This is a genomic window from Lysobacter sp. M2-1, assembly GCF_022662495.1.
Taxonomy (GTDB): Bacteria; Pseudomonadota; Gammaproteobacteria; order Xanthomonadales; family Xanthomonadaceae; genus JAKPBU01.
Genome location: NZ_JAKPBU010000001.1, coordinates 757,158 through 775,937 on the forward strand (window position 1 = coordinate 757,158; position 18,780 = coordinate 775,937).

The 18,780-nt window shown below is 68.7% G+C and carries 17 protein-coding genes; 9 read left to right on the forward strand and 8 right to left on the reverse strand.

Annotated features, from left to right (window positions below; genetic code table 11):
* The first annotated feature begins 57 nt into the window (after window positions 1–57).
* The 3 genes from MC375_RS03330 to MC375_RS03340 all read left to right on the forward strand — a co-directional run bounded on the left by MC375_RS03330 (window position 58) and on the right by MC375_RS03340 (window position 1,902).
* Window positions 58–750, forward strand: a complete 693-nt coding sequence (locus tag MC375_RS03330; protein ID WP_242101867.1) for a rhomboid family intramembrane serine protease — start codon at window positions 58–60, stop codon at window positions 748–750.
* 93 nt (window positions 751–843) lie between these two features.
* Window positions 844–1,167 (forward strand): DUF1820 family protein, encoded by a 324-nt coding sequence (locus tag MC375_RS03335; RefSeq protein ID WP_242101868.1) that lies wholly within the window; start codon window positions 844–846, stop codon window positions 1,165–1,167.
* A 222-nt stretch (window positions 1,168–1,389) separates the two neighbouring features.
* Window positions 1,390–1,902, forward strand: coding sequence for a CHRD domain-containing protein (locus MC375_RS03340; protein WP_242101869.1), 513 nt, complete (start codon window positions 1,390–1,392; stop codon window positions 1,900–1,902).
* A gap of 27 nt (window positions 1,903–1,929) precedes the next feature.
* On the opposite strand, the gene MC375_RS03345 is transcribed toward MC375_RS03340, so the two are convergent.
* From MC375_RS03345 to gpmI, 3 genes are all read right to left on the reverse strand, one after another.
* Window positions 1,930–3,363: a S41 family peptidase gene (locus MC375_RS03345; RefSeq protein ID WP_242101870.1), complete on the reverse strand. Its 1,434-nt coding sequence runs from the start codon at window positions 3,361–3,363 to the stop codon at window positions 1,930–1,932.
* 160 nt (window positions 3,364–3,523) lie between these two features.
* On the reverse strand, window positions 3,524–4,735 hold the full coding sequence (locus tag MC375_RS03350) for a peptidoglycan DD-metalloendopeptidase family protein (protein ID WP_345779247.1): 1,212 nt from the start codon (window positions 4,733–4,735) through the stop codon (window positions 3,524–3,526).
* The gene (gene gpmI, locus MC375_RS03355) at window positions 4,732–6,300 is read right to left on the reverse strand and encodes a 2,3-bisphosphoglycerate-independent phosphoglycerate mutase (protein WP_242101872.1); all 1,569 of its coding nucleotides are present in this window, start codon (window positions 6,298–6,300) and stop codon (window positions 4,732–4,734) included. The genes MC375_RS03350 and gpmI overlap by 4 nt, the downstream gene beginning before the upstream one ends.
* Before the next feature lie 260 nt (window positions 6,301–6,560).
* On the opposite strand from gpmI, the gene MC375_RS03360 reads away from it, so the two are divergent.
* The 3 genes from MC375_RS03360 (at window position 6,561) to MC375_RS03370 (ending at window position 9,671) form a co-directional block, all read left to right on the forward strand.
* Window positions 6,561–7,241 (forward strand): hypothetical protein, encoded by a 681-nt coding sequence (locus MC375_RS03360; RefSeq protein ID WP_242101874.1) that lies wholly within the window; start codon window positions 6,561–6,563, stop codon window positions 7,239–7,241.
* A 98-nt stretch (window positions 7,242–7,339) separates the two neighbouring features.
* Window positions 7,340–9,085, forward strand: a complete 1,746-nt coding sequence (locus MC375_RS03365) for a M28 family metallopeptidase (RefSeq protein ID WP_242101876.1) — start codon at window positions 7,340–7,342, stop codon at window positions 9,083–9,085.
* Between the two features lie 196 nt (window positions 9,086–9,281).
* Complete coding sequence (locus tag MC375_RS03370) at window positions 9,282–9,671, forward strand: MAPEG family protein (RefSeq protein ID WP_242101877.1); 390 nt, start codon at window positions 9,282–9,284, stop codon at window positions 9,669–9,671.
* 12 nt (window positions 9,672–9,683) lie between these two features.
* On the opposite strand, the gene MC375_RS03375 is transcribed toward MC375_RS03370, so the two are convergent.
* A complete protein-coding gene (locus MC375_RS03375) occupies window positions 9,684–10,178 on the reverse strand; it encodes an MgtC/SapB family protein (RefSeq protein WP_242101879.1) in 495 nt (164 codons plus the stop codon).
* 335 nt (window positions 10,179–10,513) lie between these two features.
* Between MC375_RS03375 and MC375_RS03380 the strand changes: the two genes are divergently transcribed.
* Window positions 10,514–12,004, forward strand: a complete 1,491-nt coding sequence (locus tag MC375_RS03380) for a diguanylate cyclase (RefSeq protein ID WP_242101886.1) — start codon at window positions 10,514–10,516, stop codon at window positions 12,002–12,004.
* Between the two features lie 8 nt (window positions 12,005–12,012).
* Here the strand turns inward: MC375_RS03380 and tyrS are convergent, their stop codons facing one another.
* A complete protein-coding gene (gene tyrS, locus MC375_RS03385) occupies window positions 12,013–13,236 on the reverse strand; it encodes a tyrosine--tRNA ligase (protein WP_242101888.1) in 1,224 nt (407 codons plus the stop codon).
* A gap of 184 nt (window positions 13,237–13,420) precedes the next feature.
* Between tyrS and MC375_RS03390 the strand changes: the two genes are divergently transcribed.
* Together MC375_RS03390 and MC375_RS03395 are read left to right on the forward strand one after the other, a co-directional pair.
* A complete protein-coding gene (locus MC375_RS03390) occupies window positions 13,421–14,842 on the forward strand; it encodes a M23 family metallopeptidase (RefSeq protein ID WP_343223582.1) in 1,422 nt (473 codons plus the stop codon).
* 135 nt (window positions 14,843–14,977) lie between these two features.
* Complete coding sequence (locus tag MC375_RS03395; protein ID WP_242101897.1) at window positions 14,978–16,093, forward strand: anhydro-N-acetylmuramic acid kinase; 1,116 nt, start codon at window positions 14,978–14,980, stop codon at window positions 16,091–16,093.
* On the opposite strand, the gene MC375_RS03400 is transcribed toward MC375_RS03395, so the two are convergent.
* From MC375_RS03400 to MC375_RS03410, 3 genes are all read right to left on the reverse strand, one after another.
* The gene (locus MC375_RS03400) at window positions 16,090–16,353 is read right to left on the reverse strand and encodes a hypothetical protein (RefSeq protein WP_242101899.1); all 264 of its coding nucleotides are present in this window, start codon (window positions 16,351–16,353) and stop codon (window positions 16,090–16,092) included. The two genes, MC375_RS03395 and MC375_RS03400, sit on opposite strands and share 4 nt — an antisense overlap.
* Window positions 16,354–16,400: 47 nt before the next feature.
* Window positions 16,401–17,756, reverse strand: coding sequence for an MFS transporter (locus MC375_RS03405; protein WP_242101900.1), 1,356 nt, complete (start codon window positions 17,754–17,756; stop codon window positions 16,401–16,403).
* Between the two features lie 165 nt (window positions 17,757–17,921).
* The gene (locus MC375_RS03410; RefSeq protein ID WP_242101901.1) at window positions 17,922–18,725 is read right to left on the reverse strand and encodes an exodeoxyribonuclease III; all 804 of its coding nucleotides are present in this window, start codon (window positions 18,723–18,725) and stop codon (window positions 17,922–17,924) included.
* Window positions 18,726–18,780: the final 55 nt, after the last annotated feature.

Sequence of the window (18,780 nt, forward strand, 5' to 3'; positions counted from 1 at the left end):
TCGCAGCCCTGCACCCCGCCCATGGCGGCACGGGGAGCACCGCGCTAGCCTTCCGCGATGTTCGTCCCCCTGCCGACCCGGATCCGGCCCACCCTGCGCTGGGCCACACCGCTGCTGCTGCTGGCCTGTTCGGCGCTGTTCGTCTGGGCCAGTACCCGACCCGGCCCGGCCCAGCAGGCCCTGTTGCTGGACTGGGGTGCGCTGGCCGCGGGCCTGGACAGTCCACAGGCCTGGAACGGCGCGATCCGAGACGGCTCGCTGTTGCGCCTGTTCACAGCGGTGTTCCTGCACGCGGACTGGGCCCACCTGCTGGGCAATCTGGTGTTCCTGCTGATCTTCGGTCTGCCCGCCGAGCGGGCCATGGGACCCTGGCGTTTCCTGCTGTTGTTCCTGCTCGGCGGTGCGGCGTCCAATCTGGCGGCGGTGCTGTTCGCGGGCACCCCGGACCGGCTCATCATCGGCGCGTCCGGCGCGGTCTCGGCAGTGATCGGCGCATACCTGGCGCTGTTCCCGCATGCGCGCCTGGGCGTGGTGTTGCCGCTGGGGCTGTTTCTGGAGTTCGTGCGCGCGCCGGCCTCGCTGCTGATCGGGATCTGGGCGCTGTTGCAAATCGGGTTCGCCTATATCGGCCCGGCATTCGGCGAGGTGGCCTGGAGCGCACACGTGGCCGGTTTCTGCTTCGGCATGCTGTTCGCCCTGGTGGCGCGCGCGGGCATCGCGCGGCGGTTGCGGCGGCGCAGCGGGTATTGAGGTCGCGCGGGTCCTTGCGTGTCGGGTCCATCGCCCCGATCTGGGATGGACGGCAACACATGTCCGGCAAGGACCCCCACCTATAATCGGCCCATGGCGACGAAGACGCTCTACAAGGTGACGTTCCACAACCACGGCAAGGTCTACGAGCTGTATGCGCAGCGGGTGGCGAGCGGCGCGCTGTGGGGCTTTACCGAGGTCGGCGAGCTGGTGTTCGACGTCCACGATGGCGTGGTGGTGGATCCCACCGAGGAACGCCTGCGCGACGAGTTCGGCAACACCCGGGTGTTGCACCTGCCGATGCAGAGCATCGTGCGGATCGAGGAAGTCGAGAAGAAAGGGCAGTCGGCGATCCGCGACGCGGCCACCGGCGAAGCCGTCGTGACGCCATTCCCGATGCCTGTGCGACCGCGTTAGGCGGACTGGCGACCCGGCGCCGTCAGGCGCCAACGGACCGGGCGCGTCCCATCGCGAAGCGTGATCGCCGCGATGGTGCCAGCCAACGGTACCCCGCTCGTCGGAAAACAGCGCCTGGCGCCGCAGCATTCACGAATGCGGAACGAAACCGCGCCTAGCGTCTCGCCCGGGGATCCGCCACTTCGCGCGCCCCGCCGCGCGATCCGACCCGGGACGCCTGCCATGAAACCTTCCGCCCTGCTGCAACGCACACTGTGGATGGGTGCGCTGTGCGCGCTGCCGTTCATCGCGCATGCCGAAACAGTCATCATTCCGCTGCACGGCTTCCAGGAAGTGCCAGCCATATCGACTAGCGCGCGCGGCGCGTTTGTCGCAGATATCAAGGGTGATTCGATTCGCTACGAACTGCGCTACGACGCGCTGCAGGGCAGCGTGCTCCAGGCCCACATCCACCTCGGTCAGCGCGACGTCAACGGCGGGGTCAGCGTGTTCCTGTGCCAGACGGCCACCAATCCGGATCCGACCGGTCTGGCGCCGACCTGCTCGCCACCGCCGGCGCGGGTCTCAGGAACGCTTACCGCCGCCAACGTGATCGGACCGGCCAGCCAGGGCATCGCCGCCGGCGAGTTCGCCGAATTGCTCAGGGCGATCCGCGCGGGCAAGGCCTACGTGAACGTGCATTCGGACACGTTCCCGGGCGGCGAAGTGCGTGGACAAGTCGGGCACGGTCACTAGCGGGCGAACGCCGCACGCGCTCGACCGTCAGTCGCGTTGCGCCGCATCTCCGGTCGCAGCGGTGCCGATGCTCTTCTTGAGATCGGCCAGCGCCGCGGCGATCGGCGCATCGCCGTCGAGCACGTCACCGGCGTTGTCGCCTGCTTCGTCGCCCTCGCCGCGCAGGTGTCCGGCCAGGGTGGCTTCGGAGTAGCGCTGTTGCCCCGGCAGCAGGGCCGCGGGCTTGTCCGGCTGCAGGACCAGGTCGGGCACGATGCCCAGCGCCTGGATCGACTTGCCGCTGGGCGTGTAATACCGCGCGGTGGTGAGCTTGACCGAATCGCCGTTGTCCAGCGGCAGTACGGTCTGCACCGAACCCTTGCCGAAAGTGCGGCTGCCGACCACGCGCGCGCGCTTGTTGTCGTGCAGCGCGCCGGCAAGCACTTCCGAAGCGCTGGCCGACCCGGCATCGACCAGGACCACCACCGGCGCGCCGCCCAGGCGATCGCCCGGCGTGGCACCGAACTCCGCGTCGCTGATCGGCACGCGCCCCTTGGTGCTGACGATCTTCCCCGACTCAAGCAGGTCGTCGGCGATCTGGACCGCGGAGGTGAGCAGGCCGCCCGGGTTGCTGCGCAGGTCGATCACCAGTCCGCGCAGCTTGCCGCCCGCCTGCGCCTGCAGCCTGGCCATATGCTTCTCGAAATCGGCCGCGGTGTCGGCCTGGAACTGGCTCAGGCGGACATAACCGTAGCCGGGCTCGAGCATGCGCGAGCGCACGCTGGCCACGCGGATGGTCTCCCGTTGCACGGTCACGTCGAACGGCTTGGGCGTGCCCTCGCGCACCACCGTCAGCACCACCGAACTGCCGGGCTTGCCGCGCAGCGGTCCCTGGTCGTCGTCGCTGGGTTCGAGTGGCTTGCCGTCGACCGCGATGATCACGTCGCCCGACTTCAGGCCGGCGCGCTGCGCCGGCGTGTCGTCGATCGGCGAGATGATCTTGACGCTGCCATCGGGCTGCTCCAGCACTTCCACGCCGATTCCGTCGTAGGCGCCGCTGCTGCTCTCGTCGAAGGCCTGCGCGTCCTGGCGCTCCAGGTAGGCGCTGTGCGGATCGAGATCGAGCAGCAGGCCCTTGATCGCCGACTGCATCAGCTTCTTGTCGTCCACCGGATCGACATAGGCGTCCTTGACCGCGTTGTAGACCGCCACATAGCGGCGGATCTCGGTCAGCGGCACCTTGGTCGCGGCGCTTTCGGCGGCATCCGGGTCGTCGCTGGCCGCCACTTCGAGCTCGGCTTCCTCCGGCGCCGGGGTAGCCGGCGCCGCGGCGGGCGGAGCCGGTTCCACGGGTTGCGCGGGCCTGGGCGCCGGGTCCTGGGCCGGTGGCGTGGCGGGCGCGTCCTGGGCGAGGGCGAACGGCGCCGCGACGAGCAGCAGGCTGGCGCCGATCAGGGCCGAAAGACGGATGGACAGGGGCATGCGGAGCTCCGGAGACCTTCGTGGCGCGCCCGATGATGGACCGACGGGCGCAAGCCGGGTTCATTCGATTATGCCGGGCGCCGCCGAAAATGCCCGTTCGGCGACCCCGTCTGTTCAGCCGCCTGTCGGCCGGTCCCGCGCCATCCTCTGAACGCGTGCGCTAGCGCTTCTGCAGCCACGCCCGCGGATCGACCGGCTGACCGTTGCGACGCAGTTCGAAGTACAGCGCGCTCTGGCCCTGTCCTCCCGAATTGCCGACGCTGGCCACGGCGTCGCCGCGCTTCACGTCGCTGCCGGCATCGCGCAGCAGGCCGTCGTTGTTGGCGTACAGGCTCATGGTGCCGTTGCCGTGATCGACGATGCACAGCAGGCCGTAGCCGCTCATCCATTCGGCGAACACCACCTTGCCGTTGGCGACCGCCTGCACCGCGGTGCCCGCGGGCGCCGCGATCAGCACCCCTTGACTGCGACGTCCATCCGGCAGGGTGCCGCCATAGGCGGTGACCAGGGTGCCCGACAGCGGCCAGCCCAGCCCGCCCACGCGGATCGGCTGCGCGTTGGCGATCACCGGCGGCGGCGGGCGACGCCCGGACGAGGCGGAGCCGGTCCGCGCCTCGCGCGCCGCGGCGGCCTTGCGCTCGGCCTCGGCCCGGCGTGCCGCTGCGCGCAGCTGCGCCAGTACGCTCTGCAGGCCCTTCACGTCCCGTCCCAGCGCCCTTTCGCGCGTCCGCCGGTCCTGGTAGCGCTGATCGAGCTCGGCCACGGCACTGGAGCGCTGCTTGCGATCGCGCTCCAGCCGGGCAACGTCGGCTTGCTGCTGCTGCCGGGTTGCCGCCAGTGCCGCGCTCGCGTCGGCGATGCTCCGCTCCAGTTCGGTGAGTCCGGCCAGTTCCGCGCGCAAGTCGGCGATGCGCCTGGCGCGATCGCGCTGCAGATAGCCGTGATAGGCCAGCAGGCGGTTGCCGTCGGCCACGCGGTCCTGGGAGAGCATCAGCTTCAGCGGCGCGTCGCCGCCGACGGCGTACGCCGCGCGCAGCAGCTGCGCCAGTTCGCGTCGCTGCGCGCCCAGTGCGGCATCCAGCGCGCCGCGCCGCGCCTGCAGCGCCTGCAGTTCGGCCTGTTGCCGGTGCAGCTCGGCTTCCACCCGCTTGAGCGCGCGGGTCGAGGTGCCTACGCGCTCGTCGAGCTCTCGCAGCTTGCGCGCCGCTTCTCCGCGCTGGCCTTCGATCCGGCGGCGTTCCGCCGCGACATCGTCGAGCTCCTTCTTCGCCCGATCCAGCTTGCGCTGGGTGTCGCGCGTGCTCTGCGCTCCAGCAGGAAGTGCGACCGCCACCAGTGCCGCAACGACCAGCAGGGCGCGCAGCAGCCTCACGCGAACAACGTGGTCCCGGTCATTTCGACCGGCTGCGGCAGGCCAAGCAGATCGAGCAGGGTCGGTGCCACATCGCGCAGCGCGCCGCCGCCGCGCAGGGTCGCACCGGTCCGTTCGCCCACGTAGACCAGCGGCACCGGTCCCACCGTATGCGCGGTATGCGGCTGTCCGGTGGCCGGGTCGCGCATCATTTCCAGGTTGCCGTGATCGGCGGTGATCACCAGGGCTCCGCCGGCTTCGCGCACGGCCGAATCGATCGCACCAATCGCCACGTCCACCGCCTGCGCGGCCTGGATCGCCGCCGCGAGATCGCCGGTATGCCCGACCATATCCGGATTGGCGAGATTGCAGACGATGAGGTCGAAGCGGCGCGCGCGGATCGCGTCCACCAGCCGGGCGGTGACCTCCGGGCAGCTCATCTGCGGCTGCAGATCGTAGGTGGCGACCCTGGGGCTAGGCACCAGGATGCGTTCCTCGCCGGCGTAGGGCGCCTCACGGCCACCGCTGAAGAAGAAGGTGACGTGCGCGTACTTCTCGGTTTCGGCGATACGCAGCTGGGTCAGTCCCTGCGCCGCGATGATCTCCGGGAGCGTTTGCGCCAGATCGTCGGGCGCGAACGCGACCGGCGCGGGCAGGTTCGCGTCGTACTCGGTCAGGCACACGAAACGCGACAGCTGCGGCCGGCGCGCTTCGAAACCGGCAAAACCCGGATCCACGAACGCCGCGGTGAGCTGACGCGCACGATCGGCGCGGAAGTTCATGAACACCACGCAGTCGCCGTCGCCGACCGGCGCACCTTCGCCGATGACCGTGGGCGCCACGAATTCATCGTTCTCGCCTCGTGCGTACGCGGCCGCGAGCGCGGCGCCCGCATCCGGTGCGCGGAATTCCGAGCGCGCTTCCACGATCGCCTCCCAGGCACGGTGCAGTCGCTCCCAGCGCTGGTCGCGGTCCATCGCATAGTAGCGACCCGAAACACTGGCGATTCGGGCGTTGCCCAGCGCATCGCATTTCGCCTGCAGCGCAGCCAGGCTGGGTTCTGCCGAGCGTGGCGGCATGTCGCGTCCGTCCAGGAACGCATGCACCGCGACCTGCTGCACGCCCATGCGCGCAGCGAGTTTGAGCATGGCGAAAATATGCCGCTCATGGCTGTGCACGCCGCCGGGCGAGAGCAGGCCCATCACGTGCAGGGTGCCGGCCGAAGCCTTCGCGGCGTCGCAGGCGGCACGCAGTTCGACGTTGTCGAAGAAGCTGCCATCCTCGATCGCCGCGTCGATCCGGGTCAGGTCCTGGTAGACGATGCGGCCGGCGCCCAGGTTCATGTGCCCGACTTCCGAATTGCCCATCTGCCCATCCGGCAGGCCCACATGCCGCCCTTCGGTATGGATCAGCGTGTGTGGCGCGGTGGTCAGCAGGCGGCGCCAGTTCGGCAATTCGGCCTGCGCGAGCGCGTTGTCGGCCGGATCCTCGCGGTGACCCCAGCCATCCAGGATCAGCAGGACGACAGGCTTCGGAGCCGCCGGCTTCGCAGCCGTGAGCTCGGGGCGACGGACGACATCGGGCACGGGCAGGTTTCCTGAAGGAGGGGCGCTGGAATTGTAGCCGCGGCTGCGGGAGCAGCCGGTGGCATGCGCGCCTTCCATGCCTTGCATGCGGCGGCACAGGCGGACGGACGCCAGGCACCGCGTTGAAACTGAACCGCGCCAGGCACAGGGTTGCAATGACTAAGGACAGATGCGCCTACCTGTCGGGCACCCTAGGCTGCCTGCAAGGTTTGCTGCGCCAAATGCCGCGGACCTCCTCTTCCGCAACGCTAAGGTCCGATATGAAGATCGCGATCCCGTACTCCCGCATCGCCCTGGCCCTGACGCTCGTGCTGTGCGCACCGCATGTCTTCGCCCAGGAGAGCATCGACAAGGTCAACGGCAGCATCACCGCCCAGGCCGGCGAGACCTATGGCGATCTGGAGACCGTCAACGGCAGCATCCAGATCGAATCCGGCGCGCGTGCGCGCGGCGCGGAAACCGTCAACGGCAGCATCCGGGTGGGCGACAACGCCGCCGTCGGCACCCTCGGCACGGTCAACGGCAGCATCCGCATCGGCAAGCAGCTGCGCGCCAGCGGCGACATCGAAACCGTCAACGGCAGCGTGTTCGTCGATGACGGCGGCAGCCTGCGCAGCGTGGCCACGGTGAACGGCTCGATCGGCCTGGTCGACAGCGACCTCTCCGGCGGCATCGAAACGGTCAACGGCGACATCACCGTCGGTGCCGGTTCGCACGTCAAGGGCGGCATCAAGGTGGAGAAGCCGACCAGCAACTGGATGCCGATCAGCATCGGCAAGCGCAAGCCGCCGCGAATCGTCATCGGACCCAATGCCGTGGTCGAAGGTCCGCTGGTGTTCGAGCGCGAAGTCAAGCTGTACGTGCACGACAGCGCACGCATCGGCAGTGTGAGCGGCGCCACCGCGGTGCGCTACAGCGGTAGCCGCGCCCCGGCGGACTGAAAAGCGCGATCGCTCGCCATGCGCGTGCGCCTGCCGCACGCGCAGTCGCCCGTGGGCTGCAGGCTACAATCCGGGATCCCGCTTGCCGAGGAACCCGCATGACCCGACCCCTCCTGCTCACCGTCGCGGCGGCGCTGGTGCTGTCCGCCTGCAATCGGGGAGCGCCCGCACCCGAAACCACCACGGCCACGCCAGCGCCGGAGACGACCGCTCCCGCGGGCACGCACGTGTTCAGCGATGCGATCAAAGCCGACGATTTCGCCGAACTGGTCAAGACCCTGGCCTCGGATGAGTTCGAGGGCCGCGGTCCGGGCACGCCGGGCGAAGAGAAGTCGGTGCAGTACATCAAGGCGCAGTTCGAACGCATCGGCCTGAAACCCGGCAACAACGGCGACTGGTTCCAGACCGTGCCGATGCAGGAGACCACCGCGGACGAAACGACGACGATGGCCATCGACGTCAACGGCAAGCCGCACACGCTCAAGTTCGGCACCGATATGGTGATAGGCACCCGCACCGGGCAGCCGGAAGTGAAGGTCGACGCCAGCGAGCTGGTGTTCGTCGGCTACGGCGTCGACGCGCCCGAACAGCAGTGGAACGACTACGCCGGCGTCGACGTCAAGGGCAAGACGGTGGTGATGTTCGTCAACGACCCGGGCTTCCACGTCAAGGATCCGGACTTGTTCAACGGCAACCGCATGACCTATTACGGGCGTTGGACCTACAAGTTCGAGGAAGCCGCACGCAAGGGCGCGGCGGCCGCATTGCTCATCCACGACACCGAAGGCGCGTCCTATGGCTGGGACGTGGTGAAGAATTCCTGGTCGGGCGCGCAGTACGACCTGCGCGCCGCCGACGATCCCGAGCCGCGACTGCCGCTGCAGGGCTGGATCACCGGCGACCAGGCCAGGGCGCTGTTCGCCGATGCCGGGCTGGATCTGGACAAGCTGCGCAGCGATGCCAACAAGCGCGGCTTCAAGCCGGTGCCGATGTCGGCGAAGATGAGCGTGGCGCTCAAGAGCACCACCAGCGAGAAATCCTCGCGCAACGTGCTCGGCCTGCTGCCCGGGACCGGGAAGCCGGAGGAAGCCGTGGTCTACATGGCCCACTGGGACCATCTGGGCAAGCACGACGGCGAGCAGACGCCCGACGGCAAGACCGACGTGATCTACAACGGCGCGGTGGACAACGCCACCGGCGTGGCCGGAATCATCGAGATCGCCGAGCAGATGGCCAAGCTCGGCAAGCCCAAACGCTCGGTGCTGTTCCTCGCCGTGACGCTGGAGGAATCCGGGCTGCTCGGTTCCAAGTACTACGTCGCGCATCCCGCGATTCCGCTGGACAAGACCGTCGCGGTGATCAACCTCGATGCCATGGGCGTGGCCGGCAAAGCCAAGGACATGACCGTGGTCGGCATGGGCAACTCTGAGCTGGAGGACATCCTCAAGCCGATCGCGGCCAAACAGGGCCGCACCCTGGTGGAGGAATCCAATCCTGCCGGCGGCTACTACTTCCGCTCCGATCACTTCAACTTCGCCAAGGCGGGCGTACCCGCGCTGTACACCGATGCCGGCACCGATCTGGTCGAAGGCGGGAAGGCGGCGGGCGATGCCGCGGGTGAGGACTACAACGACAACCGCTACCACAAGCCCGGCGACGAATACGACCCGGCGACCTGGAAGCTCGACGGCGCCATCGACGACCTGGCCGCGGTCTACGACGTGGGCCTGCAGATCGCCAATGGCGATACCTGGCCCAATTGGTACAAGGACAATGCCTTCCGCGCCGCGCGCGACAAGATGCTGCCGGCCAAGCCGGCGGCGACGGAATCGGCGAAGCAATAACCGGTATCAGCTCGCACGGAAAACGGCGCCGCAAGGCGCCGTTTTCCGTGGAGATGTAGGAGCGACGTGAGTCGCGAGCTTCTGCTTCGCCTGCCTCCACGGGAGAAGAGCTCGCGACTGACGTCGCTCCTACGGCTGGCTATCCGCCAGCGCCGCCAACGCCTACGCTGTGTTCCGGGCCACGCCGGAAAACGCCATGACCATCGCCTACATCTGCATCCTGCTCGCCGCGCTGCTTCCGTACGTGTGGACGGTGATCGCCAAGACCTCGGCGCCGAAGTTCGACAACCGCGATCCGCGCCGCTGGCTTGCGCGCCAGGACAACCCGCGCGTGCAGCGCGCCAACAACGCCCAGCTCAACGCATTCGAGGCCTTCGCCCCGTTTGCCGCCGGCGTGCTGATGGCGCAACTGGCCGGCGTCGACCCGCAGCGCACCACCTGGCTGGCCATTGCCTTCGTCGCGCTGCGCCTGCTGCACGGCGTGTTCTACCTGACCGGCACCCATCGCGCCCGCAGCCTGGTCTGGTTCGCGGGCCTGGGCTGCGTGATCGCGTTGATGGTGCAGGCGGCACTGAGGATCGCCTGACCACGTGTCGTGTCAGCCGGGACGCGCCTTGTCCCGGCGCACTTCGAAGCGCTTCTCCGCCCACTTCAGCACCAGCAGCACTACGAGCGTCAGCAGGGTCGCACCAAGTGCGAGCACGTGAACGCGCAGGCCCGCGGCGATGCCGATCGCCGCCACCATCAGCAGCGAGGCGGCGGTGGTCAGTCCCGACACGCTGTTCCCACCGCTGCGGCGGAAGATCGCGCCCGCGCCGAGGAAGCCGACCGCCGCCACGACCGCCTCGATCAGCCGGATCGGATCCACTCGCACCAGTTCGCGATAGTCCTCGGCGCTGAAGTGCACGGCGAGCAGGTCGCCGAGCCCGACCAGCATCGCGGCCGCACCGGCCACGAGCATGTGGGTGCGAAAGCCCGCCGGACGGTCCTTGAGCTCGCGCTCCCAGCCGATCAATCCGCCCAGCACCATGGCGTAGGCAGTGGTCAGCAGTACGGAAAGTTGTTGTGGCCAGTTCGCGAGCAGGTCGGACATCCGGGCATCCTGCCGCGCGCGGCGTCATGGCGACGTCGGCGCCGCTCGTCTGGCGTGGATGCACATCGCCGTGCGCGGCACCAGCAGCCGGAAGACCGTGGTGCGGACGTGCGACGTGCGTCCGTCGGCGCGCCTGCGCAGCAGCCTGTGGCACTATTTCGTGGCTCGCTGAACGCTCGGGGGGACAATGCGATGGATGCCACGCCGACATTGATTTGGTCGACGCGGCGCCTCGTCGGCAAAGACTTCACTGCACTCGCCGTTCCCCGCAATCGCCGAAGCATCACCGCGAACGACACCCCGATCCCGACGCCACGCGGTCCGGTGGTGCGCTGATGGGCCGTGACGCTGGCGGCATGGGCGATGCGCGGCCCGCGAAACGCGGCGGGATGCTGGCCCTGGCGGGCCTGTCGGCAGCCTTGGTGGCAGCCTGGATGACCGCGTTCGAGCTGGCGCGGGTGCTGGAATACCAGCCGCATGCCAGCCTGTGGTTTCCACCGGTGGCAGTCACGGTAGCCGCGCTGATGGTGCTCGGCTGGCGCGGCGTCCCCGCGATCGCCATCTCGAGCGTGTTGGCCACATTGGTGGGATTCGAAAGGGGCGTGGGTACCGCCCTGGACGCGGCGGTCGCGCAGTACGCGGTGATCTTCGCCGTGCAGCAGCTCGGCGTCTGGGGCGGCCTGGCCTGGGTGCTGCGACGCGCTTCCCGTCACGGCCCTCCCGCCACCAGTCTGCCGCGGGCGGTGACGTTCTTCATCCTCGGGGGTGCGTTCGCCTCGCTGCTGTCGGCGTGCATCGGCAGCGCCGGGCTGCTCGCCACCGGCGCGATCGACGTGCCGACCATGATCGAGCAGGCGATCCCGTGGGCGATCGGCGATTACGCGGGCCTGCTTGCGCTCGGGCCATTGGCGATCGCCGGCGTGCTGCGCTTGGCTGATTGGCTGCGGGTCGCGCCCGAGCCCGGCGTGCCGCGCATGTCGGAGATGATCGCGCCGGCAGGGAGCGCTTCGGCCTATGCGGCCAAGCTCTCGCTCCTGCTCGGGTTCACGCTGGCGGTGATGCTGGCGGCGGCCGCGCTGCCGCAGCAACCTGCGGTGGTGTTCGCGCTGTTCGTCGTGGTGGTGGTCCAGCTGTGGATCGTGCATACCCACGGAACCTTGCATACGTTGGCTGCGATCGCGGCCTTCAGCCTGCTGATCGCCATCGCCACGCCGCTGCTGGGGCTGGGCACGCAGGCGCTCGCCCTGCAGTTCGCGATGATCAGCCTGGCGGCGAACAGCTATTTCGGGTTGGCGGTTCCCGGGCTGTACGCGGACAACACCCGCTTGCGTCGCGCGCTGGTGCGCGATCCGGTCACCGGCGCGCTGTCCCGGGCCGGCTTCCTGGAGCAGGTGCGCAACGATCTGCGGCTGGCCGCGCCGCGCAATCACGCTGCGGCGCTGATCATCGCCGACATGGACAACCTCAAGGCGATCAACGACGAGCTCGGCCATGCCGCCGGCGACGCGGCGCTGCGCGCCTTCGTGGGGCGCTGTCGCCGCTGCCTGCAGCCCGGCCAGCTGATCGGCCGACTGGGCGGCGACGAATTCGCGCTGTACCTGCCCCACACGACCTCGAAGACGGCGCAGGCGCTGGTCGAAAAGCTCCGTCAGGCGCTCGCCCATCCGCGCGAGGGCGACGAGCTGCCGTTTCCGCTGTCGGCCAGCTTCGGCATCGCCGACTGCGCTCCAGACGATCTGGATCTCGATCGACTGCTCGAACGCGCGGACGCGGAAATGTACGCGGACAAGCGCCAGCGGCGCGCGTCGACGCCGGGACGGGCCTAGGGCCTGCCCTAACCCGCGATCAGCCGCACGCGCGCGAAGTTGCGCTTGCCCACCGCGAGCATCCCTTCGAAGCCGGGCGCGAAGACCTGCGCGGGATCCTCGACCACCGCACCATCCACCTTCACCGCACGCTCCCTGAGCTTGCGCATGGCCTCCGAGTTGCTGGGGGTCAGCCCGGCGGCGGTGAGCAGCGCGCCGATGCGCAGCCCCTCGGCCGGTACCGCCACCTGGCGCAGCGGCACCGCGGCCAGATCGCCCTCGCCGCGCACCGCCGCGTTCCAGCCGATCAGCGCATCGTCGGCCGCGCGCGCATCGTGGAAGCGCGCGGCCAGCTCGCGGGCCAGGCGCAGCTTGACGTCGCGCGGATTGAGCTGGCCCGCGGCGACCTCGGCCTGCAGCTGCCGGGCCTCGTCGACGCCGATGTCGAAGCTGAGCAGCTCGATCCATTTCCACATCAGCTCGTCGCCGATCTTCATGGTCTTGCTGACGATGTCGATGGCCGGCTCGGCGATGCCGATGTAATTGCCCAGCGACTTGCTCATCTTCTGCACGCCATCGATGCCTTCCAGCAGCGGCATGGTCAGCACGATCTGCGGCGGCTGTCCGTGCGCCTCCTGCAGGCCGCGTCCCATCAGCAGGTTGAACTTTTGGTCGGTGCCGCCCAGTTCGACATCGGCCTTCAGCGCAACCGAGTCGTAGCCCTGCACCAGTGGATACAGGAACTCGTGGATGGCGATGGGCTGCTGCGCGGCGTAGCGCTTGGCGAAGTCGTCGCGCTCGAGCATGCGCGCGACGGTGTGCTGGGCGGCGAGCCGGATCATGTCGGCCGCATCCATCTTCCCGAACCATTCGCTGTTGAAGCGCAGTTCGGTCCTGTCCCGGTCGAGCACCTTGAACACCTGCTCGGCATAGGTGCGCGCATTGGCCTTCACGTCTTCGCGGGTCAGCGGCTTGCGGGTAACGTTCTTGCCGGACGGATCGCCGATCATCCCGGTGAAGTCGCCGATCAGGAAGATCACCTGATGGCCCAGGTCCTGGAACTGGCGCATCTTGTTGAGCAGCACCGTGTGGCCGATATGCAGGTCGGGCGCGGTGGGATCGAACCCGGCCTTGATCCGCAGCGGCCGCCCCAGCGCCAGACGCGCTTCCAGCTCCTCGCGCTTGAGGATTTCGTCCGTGCCGCGGGCGATCGTCGCGAAGGCAGCGGGGTCGACGGAGGGGTGGGCCGGCATGGGTGGGGACTCTCGATGAAAGTGGCGCGGAAGTTCCGATCGCGCGTTGCGACCCAAAACATGAATACGGGAACGAGAACGTGACGAAAATCCCTAACTGTCTCAAGGGTTTGACGCAGGGTGCTCGCGTGATTATGTTACCGCCGTTACGTGCCCGTCACGCGGGGACAGAGGAACGGGACAGATGAGCGCATCCGGCATGGGCCAAGACCAAGGTCAGCGTCTGCATACGCCTTCCAGCCCTGCCCGGGAGCGCATCACACCCCGGATTCCCGCCGGTTTCAACGGCCGCTGGACCCGCAGGCAGTGGGCGCATGCGAGTCTGTTCGCGACCCTTGGTGCGCTGGTCGCCGCCATCGTGCCGGGCTTCGACAGCGCCATGCAGACTCCCGGCCGCCCCCAGACCACGTCGATGTCGCTCGCCCTGCCACAGCTGAGCCTCGGCAACCGCGGCCCCTCGACCGATCACTGGCAGTCGGTGCGGCTCAAGCCGGGCCAGACCCTGAGCGGCGTGTTTTCCGAGCTGGGCATCCCCTACAGCCAGCTCGAACGGGTCATGCAGCACCCGAAAATCAAGCCGGTACTGCGCCGCCTGCGGCCCGGCACCGAGCTGGCATTCAACCTGCCGGCCGACGGCAGCGTGCGTGCGATGACCATCACCCTGGACGACCAGCCGATGGAGCTGGAGTTCGCCGCCGACGCATTGCGCGAGAAATCAGTGCCGCAGGAAGTCACCACCCGCACGGTGGTGCTGAGCGGCAACGTGGGCAAGTCGCTGTTCGCGTCCGCACGCAAGGTCGGGCTCGGCCATCGGCAGCTGGCGCAGCTGACCGACGAGATGTTCAAGTACGACATCGACTTCGATTCCGACCTGGACGAGGACGACCGCTTCAGCGTGGTCGTCGACCGGACCTGGAAGAACGGCCAGCTGGCCGAGACCGGCCCGGTACTCGCCGCCACCTTCACCGTCGATGGCAAGCTCAAGAGCGCGTTCCGCCATGTGCGCGCCGGCAAGCCGGAATACTTCACGCCGGATGGCCGCTCCCTGCGGCGCCCGTTCATCCGCATGCCGATCCCGTATGCGCGGCTGTCGTCGGGCTTTGGCGCGCGCCGCCATCCGGTGCTCGGACGCATGCGCATGCACAAGGGCGTGGATTACGCCGCCGGCACCGGCACGCCGATCATGGCGGCGGGCGATGCGCGGGTGCAGTTCGTCGGCTGGAAGGGTGGCTACGGACGCGCGGTGATCCTCGACCATGGGCGCGGCCACACCACGCTGTACGGCCACATGTCTGCGTTCGCCAAGATCCGTCCGGGCCAGCGCATCGCCCAGGGCACGGTCATCGGCCGCGTCGGCAGCACCGGCCTGGCCACCGGCCCGCACCTGCACTACGAGTTCCGGGTCAACGGCGTGCACCGCAATCCGCTGTCGATGACCATGCCGCCGCCCGAGCCGCTGCGCGGCGCGGCGCTGGTGGCGTTCAAGAACGAGACCCGACGTGCGCTCGACAAGATCCGCGAAGTCGAGAACGTCATCTACTACCCGGGCGAAGACAGCCGAGTCGCCAAGGCCGAGCCAGCGAAGAAGCCTGCCCGCAAGGGCTGACGGGCGCCGCGAGATCGTTCCCGTCGCGGCCGCTTCCGGGCCGCCGCAGCGGCCTTGGACAAGGATTCGGTCCGGAGCAGAGGCTTGGGCCTGGACCGTCCGGTCGCGCGGGAGCCGCACTCCTACAATGGGCCGATGGAACAGCTCTTCCTCGGCCTGATCTCCGGCACCAGTGCAGACGGCATCGACGCCGCCCTGGTCCGCTTCGCCAGCGATGCCCCGGATGCGCACTGCGAACTGGTGCTCGGCCGCACCTATGCCTGGCCAGAAACAATTCGCGCGCGACTGATCGAACTCGGCCAAGGGGGCGAGACCCGCTCGCTCGACGAACTGGGCATGCTCGATGTGCGGATCGCCCATGGCTTCGCCGATGCCGTGCTGGCGCTGCTGGAGGATGCCGGGCTTGGCCCGCGCGACGTGCAGGCGCTCGGCTCGCACGGCCAGACCGTGCGCCACCGGCCCGAATCCATCCCGCCTTTCACCTGGCAGATGGGCGACGGCAACGTGATCGCCGAGCGGACTGGCATCACCACGGTCGTCGACTTCCGCCGCCGCGATGTTGCCGCGGGTGGGCATGGCGCACCGCTGCTGCCTGCCCTGCACGCGGCATTGCTGCGCGCGCCGGACGAGGATCGCGCCGTGCTCAACCTGGGCGGCATCGCCAACCTGACCCTGCTGCCGGCCTCCGGCGCGGTGCGCGGCTTCGACACCGGCCCGGCCAACGCCCTGCTCGATGCTTGGTGCGAACACCATACCGGCGCGGCGTTCGATGCCGACGGCGCCTTCGCCGCACGTGGAACCGCCGATAGTGGCCTGCTGGCGCAGCTGCTCGACGATCCCTGGTTCGCGCTGCCGCCGCCCAAAAGCACCGGGCGCGAGCAGTTCCATCTCGGCTGGCTCGAGGCGCGTCTTGGCGACGAGTCGCGCAGGCCCGAGGACGTGCAGGCGACCCTGCTCGAGCTGACCGCGGCCAGCGTGGCCGATGCGCTGCGGGCGGCGCAACCGTCCACGCGGCGGGTGCTGGCCTGCGGCGGCGGCGTGCACAACCGGGCGCTGCTCGCGCGCATCGCCGCGCGCCTGTCCGAAGCCGTGCTCGAATCCACGGCAGTCCACGGCGTCGACCCGGACTTCATCGAGGCGATGGGCTTTGCCTGGCTGGCGCGCGAGGCCCTGGCTGGGCGCCCGGGCAATCTGCCCTCAGTGACCGGCGCGAAGGGGCCGCGGGTGCTGGGCGCGATCTATCCGGCCTAGACAGAACCGGCCGACCCTGTCCGGCCGATGAGGGCAAACCCCGGATCGTCGGGCATCCGCTCCATTGCGGCGATCGCCCCTACCAGCACGTCGGCTTCGCGGCCGTCCAGATCAGGGGCGAGCCCGGCCTCGACCGATTCCAGGCCGGTCTCGAGCAGCCGCGCCAGCGCCTCTGGCACGTCCCAGCCTCGTACCCTGGCCACGCGTTCGATCCGACCCTTCAGCGCAGGATCGATGTCCCTCAGCACGATGTCCGTCATTTTGTGTATCCCCCGTCGGGAACAACGCAAGCCGTCCCGTGCTGCGGTCAGGCGGTTTGGCTGCTCGCGCCTGCAGCGCGATTGCGTCGGACCAGCAACAGGCACAGCAGCAGCGCGGGAATGCCGGCCAGCGCAGTGCCCAGGAAGAACAGCGCATAGCCTTCCACCAGCGTGCGTCCGACCGCGAGCTGTTCCACCGCCACCCCGGACAGCCCTTTCAGCACCTTGCCCAGCAACGCATAGAAGGAACTGAGCAGAGCGTACTGGGTGGCGGTGTAGCCGATGCTGGTGAGGCTCGACATATACGCCACCAGCGCGGTTCCGGCGAAACCGGTGGCGAAGCCGTCGATCGCCATCGCCGCGCTGAACACGGTCGGGTCGCCACCCGTATAGGCAACCCAGGTGAACGCCGCGTTCGAACCCGGCCCCAGCACCGCGCCGGCCAGCAACGTGGGCACGAAGCCGAAACGGACCGCGCTCAGTCCGGCCGCCGCGATACCGACCAGCGAGGCGATCAGGCCGATCGACGCCCGGATCTCGCCCACGAATTCCTTGGCGATCCCGATATCGGCATAGAAGGGGTTGTTCATCGGCCCCATCACGAAGTCCGGCAGCCGGTACAGGCTGATCGCGGCCAGCATCAGCAGCGCCCAGGTGCCATGGGTCCTGAAGAAGGCGATGAACGGGCCGGCGATGGCGTCGGCCAGCCCCGAGAACGTCCACAGCGGGGCATGCTGGGTGACTTCGGGCGCCTGCGACGCCGCCGGCTCGCGCGCCAGGAACAGCGCCGCCAGTACGCCCACGCCCATCAGCGCCGCCATCAGCCAGTACGAGGGCGACCAGCCGATATAGGCGGCCAGGATCAGGATCAATGCGTCGGTCACCAGCAGCGCGGTGCGGTAGCCGAACTGGGTCCCCGAGGTGAGCAGTCCCAGCTCGTCGCTGTTGTCGGCGATCTCGATCCGCCAGGCATCGATCACGATGTCCTGGGTGGCCGAGGCGAACGCGGCCACCAGCGCCAGCGCTCCGAACAGCACCAGCCCGCCCTGCGGCTGCACGATCGCCATGCCCGCCAGTGCCGCCGCCACCACGATCTGCGACAGCAGCATCCAGCCGCGGCGATGGCCCAGGCGCCCGAGTAGCGGCACGTCGGTCTTGTCGATGATCGGTGCCCACAGGAACTTGAGCGAGTACGCCAGGCCCACCCAGGACAGGAATCCGATCGCCGACAGCTCGCTGCCGCCTTCGCGCATCCAGTAACCCATGGTGTTGCCGACCAGGTACAGCGGCAGCCCGGACGAGAACCCCAGCAACAGCATCGCCAGCACCTTCGGCTGGCGCAGCGCGCGCAGCACGTCGCGGGTGCCGGTCCTTCTCGTCGCCGTGCTGCTGTCTGCGGACATCGGATTCCTTGTAGGAGCGACGTGAGTCGCGAGCTTTGGCCTTTCCTTCCCCTTCAATGGGAAGGCCGGGATGGGGATGGGGTTTGCGACAGTCGCGGAATGCGTGAGGGAACCCACCCCCTCCCAAATACTCCCCTTGAAGGGGAGTGCTTCAAAGCCTGGGATTCACAGATCGTAGTCCACCAGATACGGCGCGTGGTCGGAGAAACGTGGCTCGGGAAAGATGGTCGCGCCGCGGATACGGTCGGCAAGCTTTGGTGTCACCAGCTGGTAGTCGATCCGCCAGCCGACGTTGTTGGCGCGCGCAGCACCACGTTGCGACCACCAGCTGTATTCGACTGCGTCGGGCTTCACCACCCGGAAGCTGTCGCGCCAGCCGGGGTTCGCACGCTGTACCAGGCCATCGCCGCAATCGTCGTCGATCATCGCGTTCATCCACGCGCGTTCGTGCGGCAGGCAGCCGGAATTCTTCTGGTTGCCGGTCCAGTTGCGGATGTCGTTGCGGCTGCGCACGATGTTCCAGTCGCCGCACAGCACATACTCGCGGCCGCTGGCCAGCCACTCGTCGAGGATCGGTCGCAGCCAGGCCATCACGTCTTCCTTGACCGCCTGCCGGACCTCGCCCGAGCTGCCGGACGGAATGTAGAAGGACACCACCGACAGGTTCCCGAAGCGGGCTTCGATGTAGCGGCCTTCCTCGTCGAAGTCGGTGCGGCCCAGCCCGGTGCGGACCTCGTCGGGTTCGCGGCGGCTGTAGATGGCCACGCCGCTGTAGCCCTTCTTGGTGGTGGCATCGCGGAAGAACGCGGTATAGCCCTCGGGCAGGAACGCGGGCAGCCGCAGCTGATGTTCCTGCGCCTTGGTTTCCTGCACGCACATCACGTCCACGTCCTGCGTCGGGAACCAGTCGAAGAATCCCTTGTTCGCAGCCGAGCGCAGGCCGTTGGCGTTGAAGCTGAGGATGCGCATGCGTGCTCCGCGGGGCGTTCGCGGCGATCATAGCAATCGCGCCAACCCGGTCGCG